At 60.3% G+C, this 13,179-nt stretch carries 17 protein-coding genes and 1 tRNA gene; 4 read left to right on the top strand and 14 right to left on the bottom strand.

Features of this window, described 5'->3' with window-relative positions; translation table 11 throughout:
- Nucleotides 1–619: 619 nt before the first annotated feature.
- From CFB52_RS12295 to CFB52_RS34600, 11 genes are all read right to left on the bottom strand, one after another.
- On the bottom strand, nucleotides 620–1,168 hold the full coding sequence (locus CFB52_RS12295) for a hypothetical protein (RefSeq protein ID WP_099316691.1): 549 nt from the start codon (nucleotides 1,166–1,168) through the stop codon (nucleotides 620–622).
- Nucleotides 1,168–1,395 (bottom strand): PC4/YdbC family ssDNA-binding protein, encoded by a 228-nt coding sequence (locus tag CFB52_RS12290; RefSeq protein WP_099316690.1) that lies wholly within the window; start codon nucleotides 1,393–1,395, stop codon nucleotides 1,168–1,170. The genes CFB52_RS12295 and CFB52_RS12290 overlap by 1 nt, the downstream gene beginning before the upstream one ends.
- A complete protein-coding gene (locus CFB52_RS12285; protein ID WP_099316689.1) occupies nucleotides 1,392–1,784 on the bottom strand; it encodes a hypothetical protein in 393 nt (130 codons plus the stop codon). The genes CFB52_RS12290 and CFB52_RS12285 overlap by 4 nt, the downstream gene beginning before the upstream one ends.
- Nucleotides 1,777–2,004, bottom strand: a complete 228-nt coding sequence (locus CFB52_RS12280) for a hypothetical protein (protein WP_099316688.1) — start codon at nucleotides 2,002–2,004, stop codon at nucleotides 1,777–1,779. The genes CFB52_RS12285 and CFB52_RS12280 overlap by 8 nt, the downstream gene beginning before the upstream one ends.
- On the bottom strand, nucleotides 2,001–2,189 hold the full coding sequence (locus tag CFB52_RS12275; RefSeq protein WP_099316687.1) for a hypothetical protein: 189 nt from the start codon (nucleotides 2,187–2,189) through the stop codon (nucleotides 2,001–2,003). The genes CFB52_RS12280 and CFB52_RS12275 overlap by 4 nt, the downstream gene beginning before the upstream one ends.
- A complete protein-coding gene (locus CFB52_RS12270; RefSeq protein WP_099316686.1) occupies nucleotides 2,186–2,395 on the bottom strand; it encodes a hypothetical protein in 210 nt (69 codons plus the stop codon). The genes CFB52_RS12275 and CFB52_RS12270 overlap by 4 nt, the downstream gene beginning before the upstream one ends.
- Nucleotides 2,388–2,534: a hypothetical protein gene (locus CFB52_RS34605; RefSeq protein ID WP_180278208.1), complete on the bottom strand. Its 147-nt coding sequence runs from the start codon at nucleotides 2,532–2,534 to the stop codon at nucleotides 2,388–2,390. The genes CFB52_RS12270 and CFB52_RS34605 overlap by 8 nt, the downstream gene beginning before the upstream one ends.
- A gap of 76 nt (nucleotides 2,535–2,610) precedes the next feature.
- Nucleotides 2,611–2,883, bottom strand: coding sequence for an XRE family transcriptional regulator (locus CFB52_RS12265; RefSeq protein ID WP_306532409.1), 273 nt, complete (start codon nucleotides 2,881–2,883; stop codon nucleotides 2,611–2,613).
- A gap of 150 nt (nucleotides 2,884–3,033) precedes the next feature.
- The gene (locus CFB52_RS12260) at nucleotides 3,034–3,399 is read right to left on the bottom strand and encodes a helix-turn-helix domain-containing protein (RefSeq protein ID WP_099316685.1); all 366 of its coding nucleotides are present in this window, start codon (nucleotides 3,397–3,399) and stop codon (nucleotides 3,034–3,036) included.
- A 3-nt stretch (nucleotides 3,400–3,402) separates the two neighbouring features.
- Nucleotides 3,403–3,663, bottom strand: coding sequence for an AlpA family transcriptional regulator (locus tag CFB52_RS12255; protein WP_099316943.1), 261 nt, complete (start codon nucleotides 3,661–3,663; stop codon nucleotides 3,403–3,405).
- A 102-nt stretch (nucleotides 3,664–3,765) separates the two neighbouring features.
- On the bottom strand, nucleotides 3,766–4,962 hold the full coding sequence (locus CFB52_RS34600) for a hypothetical protein (RefSeq protein WP_180278207.1): 1,197 nt from the start codon (nucleotides 4,960–4,962) through the stop codon (nucleotides 3,766–3,768).
- 115 nt (nucleotides 4,963–5,077) lie between these two features.
- Between CFB52_RS34600 and CFB52_RS12245 the strand changes: the two genes are divergently transcribed.
- Nucleotides 5,078–6,112 (top strand): DUF4062 domain-containing protein, encoded by a 1,035-nt coding sequence (locus CFB52_RS12245; RefSeq protein WP_099316684.1) that lies wholly within the window; start codon nucleotides 5,078–5,080, stop codon nucleotides 6,110–6,112.
- A gap of 194 nt (nucleotides 6,113–6,306) precedes the next feature.
- On the opposite strand, the gene CFB52_RS12240 is transcribed toward CFB52_RS12245, so the two are convergent.
- The 3 genes from CFB52_RS12240 to CFB52_RS12230 all read right to left on the bottom strand — a co-directional run bounded on the left by CFB52_RS12240 (nucleotide 6,307) and on the right by CFB52_RS12230 (nucleotide 8,135).
- The gene (locus CFB52_RS12240; RefSeq protein WP_257220204.1) at nucleotides 6,307–7,554 is read right to left on the bottom strand and encodes an integrase arm-type DNA-binding domain-containing protein; all 1,248 of its coding nucleotides are present in this window, start codon (nucleotides 7,552–7,554) and stop codon (nucleotides 6,307–6,309) included.
- A gap of 175 nt (nucleotides 7,555–7,729) precedes the next feature.
- Nucleotides 7,730–7,804: transfer RNA gene (locus CFB52_RS12235), tRNA-Arg, on the bottom strand.
- A gap of 148 nt (nucleotides 7,805–7,952) precedes the next feature.
- Entirely contained in the window at nucleotides 7,953–8,135 is a 183-nt protein-coding gene (locus CFB52_RS12230) for a rubredoxin (protein WP_006478164.1), read from the bottom strand.
- A gap of 198 nt (nucleotides 8,136–8,333) precedes the next feature.
- Here CFB52_RS12230 and CFB52_RS12225 point away from each other — a divergent pair, with 198 nt between their 5' ends.
- From CFB52_RS12225 to parE, 3 genes are all read left to right on the top strand, one after another.
- The gene (locus CFB52_RS12225) at nucleotides 8,334–8,738 is read left to right on the top strand and encodes a DUF4399 domain-containing protein (protein WP_059583762.1); all 405 of its coding nucleotides are present in this window, start codon (nucleotides 8,334–8,336) and stop codon (nucleotides 8,736–8,738) included.
- 230 nt (nucleotides 8,739–8,968) lie between these two features.
- Entirely contained in the window at nucleotides 8,969–10,954 is a 1,986-nt protein-coding gene (locus CFB52_RS12220) for an ATP-binding cassette domain-containing protein (RefSeq protein ID WP_179231736.1), read from the top strand.
- Between the two features lie 220 nt (nucleotides 10,955–11,174).
- Complete coding sequence (gene parE / locus CFB52_RS12215; protein ID WP_059583758.1) at nucleotides 11,175–13,157, top strand: DNA topoisomerase IV subunit B; 1,983 nt, start codon at nucleotides 11,175–11,177, stop codon at nucleotides 13,155–13,157.
- Nucleotides 13,158–13,179: the final 22 nt, after the last annotated feature.

Here is a 13,179-nt window from a genome sequence, read left to right as displayed (position 1 = left end):
CCCTTTTCCTTGCGCTGGATTGCACCCTTTCGCGCACGGCCTTGCGGGCAAAGGGTTTGTGGGAGATTGACGCGTATTTGTACCGGTCACACAGACCCAATTTCCGCCGGAACAGTCCCAATTTCGCCCGAAAGGGTGCCGTTTTTGCACCCTTTGCGCCCCGATTTTGTACCCCCTGTGGATAACTCAGAGGCGGGATCAATCACCGCGCGGAAGCCAGCCGTTCTTGTTACGAGGAGGTACCGGAAGTCCCATTTCCTTGAGCACGGCGAGCAGATTCGATTGGACTGATGGACCCCATCCGTCGAAATTCGCGTTCCAACACGTGTTGCAAACTGGCGCATTGCCGTAGAGTTTCGCGACCCTGCCATCGTAACGATGTGGGCCGAACTGGAACTGTCGTCCGCATGAAATGCAGGGATACATGATTTGCGTAGCATCCATCGCACGCTCCGGAAAAACTCGTAGGTATGGCAATACTATAAAGCAGTACATTTTCTGTACAGGGGATTACGAGGCCGAAAAATGATAAAAAAACGCCCGAAACCCCTTATGAAACGGGCGCTCCGGGCGTTTTCGCTCCCTGTTCGTTTTCTGTACTGGAAAGGGGTCTCCCTGTTCAGTTTCTGTACTGGAAATTCTGCGGTTCGGGTACGGTTTCTGTATTGGACGGGTACGGTTTCTGTACAGGGGATTTTTTCCTGCTCTGTTGCTTCTGCCTTCCCTCCGTTCGAAGTCTTTCCAATCCTTCGGTGAGCGCTCGCTCGGCTTCACGTACCGACGCAAAAGCCCGGTAGTCGTGAGTAGCCTTTATCGCCTGTACGCCGGTTTTCGGCTGCTCGTACACTTCCACGTCTGTGAAGCGGTAGAGCGACGGCACGCGGCTACCTTGCCGCAAGCCGCCTTCGATCGTCACGGCAATGAAACCGAGCGCACGCAGCTCGTACAGCGCCTTGGCGAGCGTCGTCGGGGCCGTCCATCCCTTATGCTTCATCAGCGACAGGGAAGCCCCGATGCTGCCGTTGTTCGAGCCGTTGAGCGTCATTCGCATATCTACGTACAACTTCACTGCAGACGGGCCGAGAACGCGCCACGCTGGGGTATTGAGCAGCGAGTGATAGATTCGAACGTGCGGCCCGAGCGGATCGGACCACGCTTTCTTTGCCATCAGCCCTCCCGTGCGGCCAGCGTCAGCCCTTGAATGATCTGCGCGCGCAGCTCGGGGCGGATGCTGATTCCCTGCCGGGTCGGAACGAAGTCGCCGACTCGGTCGACAACCATCAGGCGCACGTCGATATACCTCCGGCCCATGTGCCAGTGGTGGGCGATGCGGATACGCTGCGTGGCGTTTTTCTGTACCTCCAACACGGTGCGATCATTGTCGTATGTACTCATGCGCCTCCCGTGCCTTGTGAGGATTGCTTAGGGGTGTGTCGCCGCGAAGAATCTGTTGCGACGCGGACGGCCCGGTCGCGCAATTCATAATCGGCCTCGCTCGCGATGAAGGCCATCTGTCCGATCGCATCCACCTGTCGGGCAATGGTCCACAGGAGGGAGGGCACGGTGCTTTCTTGGAAACAGCCGACGCGTTTCCCGCGCTCCTTCCTCAAGTCCTCGGCAACAAAGTTTGCGATTCCGTCGAGCGTATCGCGCAAGGCGCCGGCCTCATCGGGAGCTGTTGCGGACGAGAGAAATTCGAGTTCTTCGGTCGAGGCGGATTTCATGTCGAAGCGACCGTAAAAGAACGACAGCAGGCCGGCGGCGTCAGGTCGCCTATCAAGCATGGCGTGCCTCCGCTTCGATTGATTCGGCCGTTTCCAGCGCATCGCTCAGCTTGGTTCTGAGTACCGACGTGAGTAGGCGAATCGTCTCGATGGACCATTCATGCTCGCCATCGTCGTACTTCTCGAAAAGCCACTTGATGCAATGAGCAGCGGATCCGCAGTCGAGCAGGGTTTCGACGAGGGCGAGCTCGGGGCTTTGCTTCGTTGTGGCCTTGCTCATGCGGACACCTCCACCACGCCGATTTCGACCTTTTCGGCTAGCGTGCGCAGCATGTCGAAGAACGCATCGATACGCGTTTCGTTCATCGCCTCGAAGAATTGATGGCGGGCGACACACAGGCCCATCGTGAGCGCGGACAATGCTTGCGCGTCGCGAATGAGTTGATGGCGGGCGTCGATATTCATACCAACACCTCCGCACGCGAAGCCATGCGCAGTTCGCTAAGCTCAATCGCGGTGCGCTGAGCAACGTCACGGCCAATGTCGCACATGACGCATGCGCGCATTGTGATCTGTGCCTCGCTTTGGATCACGTTGAACAGCTCTTCAAGCTGTTGGAGCTTGCCGCCGAGATCTTCCAGCGCTTGACCGTCGATGAGCAACTTAGCCATGCGACACCTCTTCCTGACGGCAGAGTTCGGCGAGCTGGCACATTGCCGAGCCGAGCAGGTCGAGAGCGTCGAACACGGTCGGCGCGACCGTGGCATCACGCAGTGCGCGATTGATGATTTCGAGTGCGGTTGGATTCATGCGCGCACCTCCGTTGCTTCATCAGTGGCGCTGGGCGCTGCGGTGAGCGCACCGCTGTCGACATGACTGGTATGCGTTATGACTTGTCCACTTCGACCGTTGCACCGCACGCTCGCATTCGCGCTAGCACTCGTTCGAATGTCTGCGGATCGAGTTCCAACTGAGCCATCGCGAAGAACAGCATATGCATACCCATTTCCCGGCTGTTGTTCGCATCCGCCGCCATGTACTTCCGCCACTGACGGCCGGTCGATACGCCGAACAGCTCCGCCATTTCCGTGCTGCTTTTCCCGAGCTCCTGTTTGAGGCGCTCCATGTCTTCCGGCGAGGGGGGAGTGTAGGTAATCATTTTTTTGAGGCGCGAGCAGGCGCGCACGAAGGTAAGTCTTCATGATGGGCATCCTTTCGGAGAAGCGGTCCTCGCGGAGTGCGCGAACCTGAACGGCCAATGTAGGCCCTTTGGGTACCTTTGTCAATTCCTCGGAAAGCTGCGTGGGCATCATGCGACTCTGCCTTCGCCCAGGATCGCGGCAATTTCCTCGGCGACCTCTGTCGGGTTTCTGTAGCCCGTCAGGCGGTAGCGCAGCACGCGGGCCGTCTTGCCGAAGCGGGTCGGTACGGTTTCCCATTGGCCCGTAATGAGCCAACCTTCTGCGCGCAGCGTCGAGATCGTCGTATTCAGGCAGTGGTCGCCCATGCGCTCAGCGTCGAAACGATTCAGCGAGATTCCGCGACGCAACTCGAGCAACACGCGATCGATTTTGCCGAGCGGCTTTTGGGCGAGCGTCGTGTTAACATTCGCGTTCGAATTGAGATTCTTTTTGTCTTGGCTGGCCTGCGGGTCGGCCATTTTTTTTGTTTGCATGGCTCAGACCTCCGCACGGTAGTTTGCGGGATCGGAGAGCCAGCGGTGAATCTCGCGGTTCGGCCACGCAATACAGCGCTGCGAGCCGAGCTGAACGCGCCGCGGAAAACGACCGGCGATTTCACGCAGCCGGATTGACTCGCGCGAGAGTGGCACGAACGCTTTGAGATTCTGCCAGCGCGAGTATCCGTCGAGCGGCAATGCTTGGGGCGGGGTGGTGGGCGCCTGGGTGATCGATTGTGCGGAAGTTGTATTGGCAGCCATGATGGAAACCTCGTACAAGGTTGTTGAACATGGCAGCAGTTAAATATGTTGCGCCCGATGCGGGTGCCGGCTGGCAAAACTCGGTGCCAGTTGGCAAATCGATCAGGCTTCGCTGAGCAGGTTAAGGCCCGCCTTGATACTGGCCCTGATCGATGACGATCCCGTGCCTTGTCGCTTGGCATCTGGCAGGGCGTCGAGAATTTCCGTGACAGCGTCGGCAATTCTTGACGAGTTTGGATTGTCCCCCTTCCTATAGCGATTCGATGCGCTCGCTAGAGCAAGAGCGAGAGCGCCGATTTGCTTGTGAAGGGACGCGCGCTCTCGATCTCCAAGATCGGACGGTGCAGAAGCGCCAGTGCCGGTGCGGTCATCGTTCAACAGATTGCGGAGATCGGCGCTACCGATTCGAAACGTATCCGGAGAGGGAAACTCCAAATCGACGATGAAATCCCGCGCGTTGTTTGACCCTGCCGGCCGAGAAGGCATCCTTCGAAGTACCTGCAACAGAGAGTCGTTGTCTTGATCGAGCAGTAGGATTCCGTCCGCGAATTCAATTTTTCCTAACCGATCGCCGTCGAAGATTTCTTGGCGGTCCTTCCTCGCGTTGACGGCAATACGGTGGAAACCGTCAAGCAAGCGGACATGATCGGCAAGTGGCGACCAGAATTCCCGCTGAGCTGGAGTAAGCCTGCGTCGTTGCGGGAGCATCGTTTGATCCGGAACTATGCCGAAGCAGTGACTACCCCTGGCAATGGGCATTGCGTATCGTCCGGTTGCGTCCCACCACACTGCGATCTCTCCCGCATAGACGCGGTCGAGGACATCGATCTCCGTGATCTCTTCGCCGAACGATTCTCGCAAGACTGATGCTGCCTGCGCGACGGTGAACCATCGCTTAAAGGAACCCAACTCCCGCATTGCTAGCCCTGAAGCAAAGCCCTGTTTAGGAACCGCGCCAACCGGGTAGGGCACCCGGCGTTCGCCCCGTCGAGCTAGGCGCGGTTTGACTTTTGGCGTGCCGTCAGATGGCCACCGTGGCCATTGATTGTAGATTGGAATACTGTTTTTTTGTACAGGTGCGGCAATCAGGCATTGGATGATGCGAAGGGCAGTCGTGGCACTGGGATAATGCTCGTCTACGACACTCAGTTTGCTCAGGCGTTGCCCCGAACGCACGTCACGGTTGCTCGGCCGCCTCAATCCGAAGCGGTCATGCGTATCTCGTTTTCGGTAACGTCTGCTGTTGGGTCGATACGTGTCATACAAGAAAATAGAAATGTGAATCTGCCTCCTTGGCATCAAGTTCGTTGCCAAAAAGGTGCTGCCACAGTTTAAAATCAAAAATGTGCGCTATCGAGCAGCGCACACCATAAAAGATATCGACTGCTTTATTTATACAATCTGCGGGGAGAGTATGGCAACGCCTAAGGTATTTATTAGCTCAACGTGCTATGACTTGAAATATATCCGTGAAAATCTCAGGTATTTCGTCAGAACGCTGGGTTACGATCCAATTCTTAGCGAAGATGGGTCAATCTTTTACAATCCGATTCAGCACACTCATGATGCATGTTTGACGGAGATTCCGAATACTCAACTTTTTGTCTTGATAATTGGGGGGCGTTATGGTGGAAAATTTCACGACAGCGACACCTCAATCACAAATGCAGAATACCGAGAGGCGGTTCGGCTGAAAATACCAGTCTTTGCATTGGTTGAAAGTGGTGTGTATGCCGAGCACAATTTGTATCAGAAGAACAGAAAGAACACGGAGATAGATCTGGAAAAGCTGGATTTTCCATCCGTTGACTCTACAAAAATATTTGAATTCATTGATGAGGTGCGGGGGAATTCGATAAACAATGCATTGGTGCCTTTTAGGGATTTTGGTGATATAGAGGCATACTTGCGTCAGCAATGGGCGGCGATGATGTTCGATTTTTTGAACACTAGAAATGAGGAGCGTCGGGTATCCGACACTCTTGCAGCATTGGGTGGGATGAATGAGAGAATCGAAATGCTTTCAAAACAAATCCTTGCCTCTGTAGGTACGAAGGAGGCGAAGATTGAGGCCGAGCTTTATGAAGAGATGATCGGATCGGAAGCGATTCGAGATCTTTCATATTGGCGTCTTAGGCCCACTCCCGCGGATGTTCTGACAAACGAAACTTTTAAATTGTGTGCCGATTCTCTGGGTGTCTGCTTTACTGTTAATGATGATGACGATGGGTACTCCCTGAGTTCCGCGCCAGATCCAACCATTTCCAGGCCGAAATTTGATTCTGACAGCCGAGAGTACTTGAAGTTGCGCAAGAGCTTGATAGATGTTCTGCAAGCGGCGGACGTGAATGTCGAAACATACGTTGGCAGCAAGCTCGATTCCAGTGGGAAAGGCAAAGAGGATGTTCAGCCTCGTATTGGACTAGGTAGAAAATCGAAGCTTGGTTGAATCATTGGAGCGCGGGCGATTGCTCTTAGTTGCTTGGCAGTCGCTCCAACATTCTATCGCGTACTGCCACGGATGGTAGGCCATGGCCGAACCGGGGCGATTCTTGTTTCGATCGATCCCGATTTTTCGGCGTCAAGCGGACTGTTTCACCATTTCTGCGTCGAGCTCTGAGCGCAATGTGACGGAGGCGATAATCAAGTCATTAATTCTTTGCGAATAGCTGTCTTGCCGATTTGGTTTTCTTGCAGCAGTATATTTGTGCTGGTCTTCAGTTCGTCGAGGTGGTCGGCCCAATGTTGCATCATCTTGCGACGTTCTGGCAGATACTCGGCGTGAACGTAGGCTGCGGTTACCTGGTTGCGTTCTGCGTGTGCCATCTGACGCTCGACGACGTCGCGGCTGTATCCAAGCTCACGCAGCGCCGTTGCTGCAAGGCCGCGGAAGCCGTGCCCAGTCATGCGTGACTTGTAGCCCATCCGATAGAGCGCATAGAGCATGGTGTTGTTCGAGATATGGCTCCGGCCCTGTACGCTGTAGAAGACGAAACGTTGCTGACCGTTGATTTCGCGCAACTGTTTCAGAACGTCAATTGCCTGCCGGGAAAGCGGCACGATGTGCGGGTCACGCATCTTCATTCGCTCGGCCGGTACGCGCCATTCTGCGGCGTCGACATCAATCTCGGGCCACTCGGCCTGTATCATTTCTTTCGTCCGCACGAACGTCAGCGCCATGAACCGCAAGGCGAGCCGCGTGACTAGATCGCCAGAGTATTCGTCAATGTCGCGCATGAGCTGCGGGATCTCGGTCGCCTTCACTCGCGCCATATGCTGTACGCCGGTGCTCTTCTTCAATACCGTTTCCGCGTCGATGTCGGCTGCCGGGTTTCGAGTACAGCGGCCGGTCATGATGCCGTACTGAAACACGGCACGCGAACGCTGTAGCACCCGCTTGGCCGTCTCGCGCACCCCGCGCGATTCGACGGTGCGGATGATCGCCAGCAACTCGGGAGCATCGATGCTCGCGATAGGGCGGGCGCCGAGTCGAGGAAACACGTCGACTTCGAGGCAGTTGATGACCTTGCCTGCGTACACCTCGGACCAGCCGCCACGCTGAGTTTCAAACCATTCACGAGCGACGATTTCGAACGAACTGGCGGCGGCCAGCTGCGCAGCGCGCTTGTCGGCTTTCTTGGCTTCGCCCGGGTCGATACCTGCGGCAAGCTTTTCGCGCGCGTTATCGCGGCGAGCGCGTGCCTCCGCGAGCGATACGTCCGGATACGTGCCGAGCGCCAGGCTCTTCTCTTTGCCGTCGACGCGGTACTTGAGAACCCATCGCTTGCCGCCTGCCGGCGTTATCAATAGCAGCAGTCCGCCGCCGTCATAGAGCTTCTGTTGTTTCTCAGCAGGCTTGGCTGTGCGGACCTTGAGGTCTGTGAGCGCCATGTACTGGTGCCTCGGGGGTTGTTTGACGGGGGTGTTTTGCGAAGCCCCCAAAACAACCCCAAGACGGGGGTTGTTTCCACTGGGGGTAGCTGGTGGAAGTTTGCAACAAAAAACCCCGCACAGCCAAGCGTGACGGGGTTCTTGTGGCGAAGCTAGTGAAACTTTGGAGGGTTTTTGGTCCCCCCGACAGGAATCGAACCTGTATCTAGCGCTTAGGAGGCGCTTGTTCTATCCATTGAACTACGGGGAGAGCCAAGTCCGGACAATCGCGCGAAAAAACGCGAACCGGACGGCGGAGTGGACAGCGCGCAGAGTATAGCAAACGCGCGGCGCGTCGGCGGGGCGGAATGCACCCGCGACGCGCGTATCGCGTAATCACCCGCGATCGGAACGGGAAATCAGAAATCGACGACGACGAAATCTTCCTTGCCCACGTCGCACAGCGGGCAGCGCCAGTCGGCGGGAATGTCGGCGAAACGCGTGCCGGCCGGGATGCCTTCGTCGGGCAGCCCTTCCGCTTCGTTATAGACCCACCCGCAAATCAGGCAGACCCAGCTCTGGTATTCGGTTACTTCACTCATGTTGCGCTCGGGATAATGGAATTCGGCGATGCCGTCCGCAGCCCTCGCCAGCGGACGAAACGCGCCATGGTACCGGAATTTCGCCGAACGCCAGCGTAACGTCGTTTTAAACGTACGCATCGCGAACAACCGGCGCCATCGCGTCGGCCGGGCATGCGGTGTATGCTTCGTGGGCCTGTCAATCTGAAGGAGGAAACGATGCTCAACAGAAAGTGGATCGCGGGTGCAGTCTGTGTCGCGGCGATGGCCGTATCGACGCTCGCACGCGCCGAAGCGCGTGTGTTCTTCGTCGAGCCGAAGGACGGCGCGACGGTGTCGAGCCCCGTGCACGTGAAGTTCGGTCTCGAAGGCATGGCGCTCAAGCCGGCCGGCGACATGACGCCGGATACCGGTCATCATCACTTGCTGATCGACGGCAAGCCGGTGCCGAAGGGCGACGTGATTCCGGCGACCGACCATTCGCTGCATTTCGGCAAGGCCCAGACCGAAACCGACGTGAAGCTGCCGCCCGGCCAGCACACGCTGACGCTCCAGCTCGGTGACGGCGCGCACCGTTCCTACGGTCCCGAATTGAGCTCGACGATCACGGTCAACGTGAAATAATCGCGGATTCCGCGCTGGCGCCCACGGCGCCGCGTGCGGGGTCCGCCGATCGGCCGGCCGCGGGCATCCGGCCGGCATTCGCCCGTTTCCGCGGGCATGCAAACCGCGGCCCGCCTCCGCACCGGAAGCCGGCCGCGCCTTGCTCACGGCACCGCGCCGACACGCTTCAAGCGCGCCCCGCGGCGCTCGTCCATCCAGCCGAGCCGATGCCAGCGTCCGCGCCCGGTACAATGGGCGCTTCCGATTTCTCTCTTCGCCGTTTCCCCATGTCGCTCTATTCCATTACCGGCGCGCAGCTCGCGTTCGGTCACGTCGCGTTGCTCGATCACGCGGATTTCTCGCTGGAAGCCGGCGAGCGGGTCGGCCTGATCGGCCGTAACGGCGCGGGCAAGTCGTCGCTGCTGAAGATCGTCGCCGGTCTTGCCAAGCCCGACGACGGGCTGATCACGCGCCAGCAGGAGCTCGTGACCGTCTACGTGCCGCAGGAGCCCGAGTTCGAGCCGGGCGCGACGGTGTTCGACGCGGTCGCGTCGGGGCTCGCGCATACGCGCGAACTGCTCGAAGAATACGATTCGATCGCGCACCGCCTCGCGGAGATACCGGAAGGCGCCGAGCACGATGCGCTGCTCGCGCGGATGAACGCGCTGCAGTCGTCGCTTGATGCGCACGACGCATGGAACTGGCGCACGCGCGTATCGATGACGCTCGCGCAGATCGGCCTGCAGGACGGCGACGCCAGCGTCGACGCGCTGTCGGGCGGGATGCAGAAGCGTGTCGCGCTGGCCCGTGCGCTGGTGCTGCAGCCGGACGTGCTGCTGCTCGACGAACCGACCAACCACCTCGATTTCGACGGCATCCGCTGGCTCGAGGAGTTGCTCGTCGCGCAGCGCGCGGGCCTCCTGTTCATCACCCACGATCGCGCGTTTCTCGATCGCGTCGCGACGCGCATCGTCGAGCTCGATCGCGGCCGGCTGCTGTCGTATCCGGGCAATTTCTCGGCATACCAGACGCGCAAGGCGCAGCAGCTCGAAGTCGAGCGCGTGGAAAACGAGAAGTTCGACAAGTTGCTCGCGCAGGAAGAAGTGTGGATCCGCAAGGGCGTCGAAGCGCGCCGAACGCGCAGCGTCGGGCGCATCGCGCGGCTCGTGCAGATGCGCAACGAACGCGCGGAGCGCCGCAATGCGCAGGGCAACGTGAAGCTCGACGTCGCGCAGGGCGAGAAGTCCGGCAAGATCGTCGCGGAGCTGACCGACGTGACGAAGCGCTACGGCGGCCGCACGGTGGTCGACCGCTTCTCGACGACGGTGATGCGCGGCGACAAGATCGGCTTCGTCGGCCCGAACGGCGCCGGCAAGACCACGCTGCTGAAGCTGATCCTCGGCGAGCTGAAGCCCGACGAAGGCACGGTGCGCACCGGCACGAACCTGCAGGTCGCGTATTTCGACCAGATGCGCGCGCAGCTCGACCAGGAAAAGAGCCTGGCCGATACGATCAGCCCCGGCAGCGAATGGGTCGAGATCGGCGGCGTGCGCAAGCACGTGATGAGCTATCTCGGCGATTTCCTGTTCGCGCCGGAACGCGCGCGTTCGCCGGTGAAGTCGCTGTCGGGCGGCGAGCGCAACCGGCTGCTGCTCGCGCGCCTGTTCGCGCGTCCGGCCAACGTGCTGGTGCTCGACGAACCGACCAACGACCTCGACATCCCGACGCTCGAACTGCTCGAAGAGCTGCTGGCCGACTACGACGGCACGGTGCTGCTGGTCAGCCACGATCGCGCGTTCCTCGACAACGTCGTGACCTCGGTGATCGCGGCGGAGGGCGACGGCAAGTGGCGCGAATACGTCGGCGGCTTCACCGACTGGCAGATCCAGAGCGAGCGCTCGGAGCAGCTCGCGCAGCAGGAAGCGGCGAAGCGCGCGGTCAAGGAGGCGGCGCCCGCGAAGGACGAACCGGCGAAGAGCGCGGCCGGCCGCAACGCGCAGCGCACGGTGAAGCTGTCGTTCAACGAGCAGCGCGAACTCGATTCGCTGCCGGAGAAGATCGCCGCGCTCGAAGCGGAGCAGAAGACGATCAATGCGCAGCTCGAGGACGGCGCGATTTTCGCGAAGGATCCGCAGGAAGGCACGCGCCTGACCGAGCGGTTCGCGGCGATCGACGACGAATTGCTCGCCGCGCTCGAACGGTGGGAAACGCTCGAGGCGAAGCGCAAGCCGGCGTGACGCGCACGGCGCGCGCCGATCCCGAGATTGGCGCGCCACGCGGAACCAGTAAAATACCGCGCGTCCAGGGTCGCGCCGCGCACGCCGCGCGCCCGCTTTCGGAGCAGTTCAAGCACACCGTTGTTTCGATTCGCTTTTTTACGGAACTCAACGTTTTGTCCACGACGTTATCCACACGAGGTGTGGACAACGTCCCGATGAATGACGAAATTCAGCGCCTATGTCAACGAAGAAACCCAGCGCGGCCTATAGCGAAGCATCGATCAAGGTGCTCAAGGGTCTCGAGCCGGTCAAGCAGCGGCCCGGCATGTACACCCGTACCGAGAATCCGCTGCACATCATCCAGGAAGTCATCGACAACGCGTCCGACGAGGCGCTTGGCGGCTACGGCAAGCAGATCACGGTCACGCTGCATGCGGACCAGTCGGTCTCGGTCGAGGACGACGGCCGCGGTATCCCGTTCGGCATGCATCCCGAAGAAGGCGTGCCGGTCGTCGAGATCGTGTTCACGCGCCTGCACGCGGGCGGCAAGTTCGACAAGGCCGCGGGCGGCGCCTATACGTTCTCGGGCGGCTTGCACGGCGTCGGCGTGTCGGTGACGAACGCCCTCGCGACGCGTCTGGACGTGACGGTCTGGCGCGACGGCAAGATCGCCGAGCTCGGCTTCGCCGACGGCGACGTCGTGAAGCCGCTCGCCACGCAGGCGGCGGGCCGCGGCGAGAAGAAATCCGGCACGCGCGTGCAGGTGTGGCCGAATCCGAAGTACTTCGATTCGCCGAACCTGCCGCTCGGCGAGCTGCAGCGCCTGCTGCGCTCGAAGGCCGTGCTGCTGCCGGGCGTCGAGGTCGTGCTCGTCAACGAAAAGACGGGCGAGCGCCAGACCTGGAAGTATGAAGACGGCCTGCGCGGCTACCTGCTCGACGAAATGAACGGCAGCGAGCTGCTGATCCCGCTGTTCGAAGGCGAGCGCTTCGCCGACTCGCGTTCGACCGACGAAACCTTCGCCGAGGGCGAGGGCGCGTCGTGGGTCGTCGCATGGAGCGAGGAAGGCTCGCTCGTGCGCGAGTCGTACGTGAACCTGATCCCGACGCCGGCCGGCGGCACGCACGAGTCGGGGCTGCGCGACGGCCTGTACCAGGCGGTGAAGAGCTTCGTCGAACTGCACAACCTGCAGCCGAAGGGCGTGAAGCTGCTCGCGGAAGACGTGTTCGCGCGCGTGTCGTTCGTGCTGTCCGCGAAGGTGCTCGATCCGCAGTTCCAGGGGCAGATCAAGGAGCGGCTGAACAGCCGCGACGCGGTGAAGCTCGTGTCGTCGTTCTCGCGTCCGGCACTCGAACTGTGGCTGAACCAGCACGTCGAGCACGGCAAGAAGCTCGCCGAACTCGTGATCAAGCAGGCGCAGGCGCGCACGCGCGCGGGCCAGAAGGTCGAGAAGCGCAAGAGCTCGGGCGTCGCGGTGCTGCCCGGCAAGCTGACCGATTGCGAGACCGAAGATATCGCGCGCAACGAACTGTTTCTCGTCGAGGGCGACTCGGCGGGCGGCTCCGCGAAAATGGGCCGCGACAAGGAATACCAGGCGATCCTGCCGCTGCGCGGCAAGGTGCTGAACACGTGGGAAACCGAGCGCGACCGCCTGTTCGCGAACAACGAGGTGCACGACATCTCGGTCGCGATCGGCGTCGATCCGCACAGCCCGGACGACACCGTCGACCTGTCGAACCTGCGCTACGGCAAGATCTGCATCCTGTCGGACGCGGACGTCGACGGCTCGCACATCCAGGTGCTGCTGCTCACGCTGTTCTTCAAGCATTTCCCGCAACTGATCGAGCGCGGCCACGTGTACGTCGCGCGCCCGCCGCTGTTTCGCGTCGATGCGCCCGCGCGCGGCAAGAAGCCCGCGCAGAAGCTCTATGCGCTCGACGACGGCGAGCTCGAAGCGATCCTCGACAAGCTGCGCAAGGACGGCGTGCGCGACACGCAGTGGAGCATCAGCCGCTTCAAGGGGCTCGGGGAAATGAGCGCCGAGCAACTGTGGGACACGACGATGAATCCCGACACGCGCCGCCTGATGCCGGTGAAGCTCGGCGAGCTCGACTACGAGGCGACCGTCGCGCGGATGACGATGCTGATGGGCAAGGGCGAGGCAGCCGCGCGGCGCGGCTGGCTCGAGGAAAAGGGCAACGAAGTCGAAGCGGACATTTAGTGCAGTGTTCGACGCCAATCGG

It is taken from the genome of Burkholderia sp. AU18528 (assembly GCF_002223215.2).
GTDB lineage: Bacteria > Pseudomonadota > Gammaproteobacteria > Burkholderiales > Burkholderiaceae > Burkholderia > Burkholderia semiarida.
This window is presented reverse-complemented; position numbering and strand designations above follow the sequence as displayed.

Bases quoted from the DNA above. Each gene is read 5' to 3' on its own strand.
- CFB52_RS12295 (WP_099316691.1), bottom strand. From the start codon at position 1,168: ATGGCAAAGAAAGCGTGGTCCGATCCGCTCGGGCCGCACGTTCGAATC.
- CFB52_RS12290 (WP_099316690.1), bottom strand. From the start codon at position 1,395: ATGAGTACATACGACAATGATCGCACCGTGTTGGAGGTACAGAAAAAC.
- CFB52_RS12285 (WP_099316689.1), bottom strand. From the start codon at position 1,784: ATGCTTGATAGGCGACCTGACGCCGCCGGCCTGCTGTCGTTCTTTTAC.
- CFB52_RS12280 (WP_099316688.1), bottom strand. From the start codon at position 2,004: ATGAGCAAGGCCACAACGAAGCAAAGCCCCGAGCTCGCCCTCGTCGAA.
- CFB52_RS12275 (WP_099316687.1), bottom strand. From the start codon at position 2,189: ATGAATATCGACGCCCGCCATCAACTCATTCGCGACGCGCAAGCATTG.
- CFB52_RS12270 (WP_099316686.1), bottom strand. From the start codon at position 2,395: ATGGCTAAGTTGCTCATCGACGGTCAAGCGCTGGAAGATCTCGGCGGC.
- CFB52_RS34605 (WP_180278208.1), bottom strand. From the start codon at position 2,534: ATGAATCCAACCGCACTCGAAATCATCAATCGCGCACTGCGTGATGCC.
- CFB52_RS12265 (WP_306532409.1), bottom strand. From the start codon at position 2,883: ATGATTACCTACACTCCCCCCTCGCCGGAAGACATGGAGCGCCTCAAA.
- CFB52_RS12260 (WP_099316685.1), bottom strand. From the start codon at position 3,399: ATGCAAACAAAAAAAATGGCCGACCCGCAGGCCAGCCAAGACAAAAAG.
- CFB52_RS12255 (WP_099316943.1), bottom strand. From the start codon at position 3,663: ATGGCTGCCAATACAACTTCCGCACAATCGATCACCCAGGCGCCCACC.
- CFB52_RS34600 (WP_180278207.1), bottom strand. From the start codon at position 4,962: ATGCCAAGGAGGCAGATTCACATTTCTATTTTCTTGTATGACACGTAT.
- CFB52_RS12245 (WP_099316684.1), top strand. From the start codon at position 5,078: ATGGCAACGCCTAAGGTATTTATTAGCTCAACGTGCTATGACTTGAAA.
- CFB52_RS12240 (WP_257220204.1), bottom strand. From the start codon at position 7,554: ATGGCGCTCACAGACCTCAAGGTCCGCACAGCCAAGCCTGCTGAGAAA.
- CFB52_RS12230 (WP_006478164.1), bottom strand. From the start codon at position 8,135: ATGAGTGAAGTAACCGAATACCAGAGCTGGGTCTGCCTGATTTGCGGG.
- CFB52_RS12225 (WP_059583762.1), top strand. From the start codon at position 8,334: ATGCTCAACAGAAAGTGGATCGCGGGTGCAGTCTGTGTCGCGGCGATG.
- CFB52_RS12220 (WP_179231736.1), top strand. From the start codon at position 8,969: ATGGGCGCTTCCGATTTCTCTCTTCGCCGTTTCCCCATGTCGCTCTAT.
- parE (WP_059583758.1), top strand. From the start codon at position 11,175: ATGTCAACGAAGAAACCCAGCGCGGCCTATAGCGAAGCATCGATCAAG.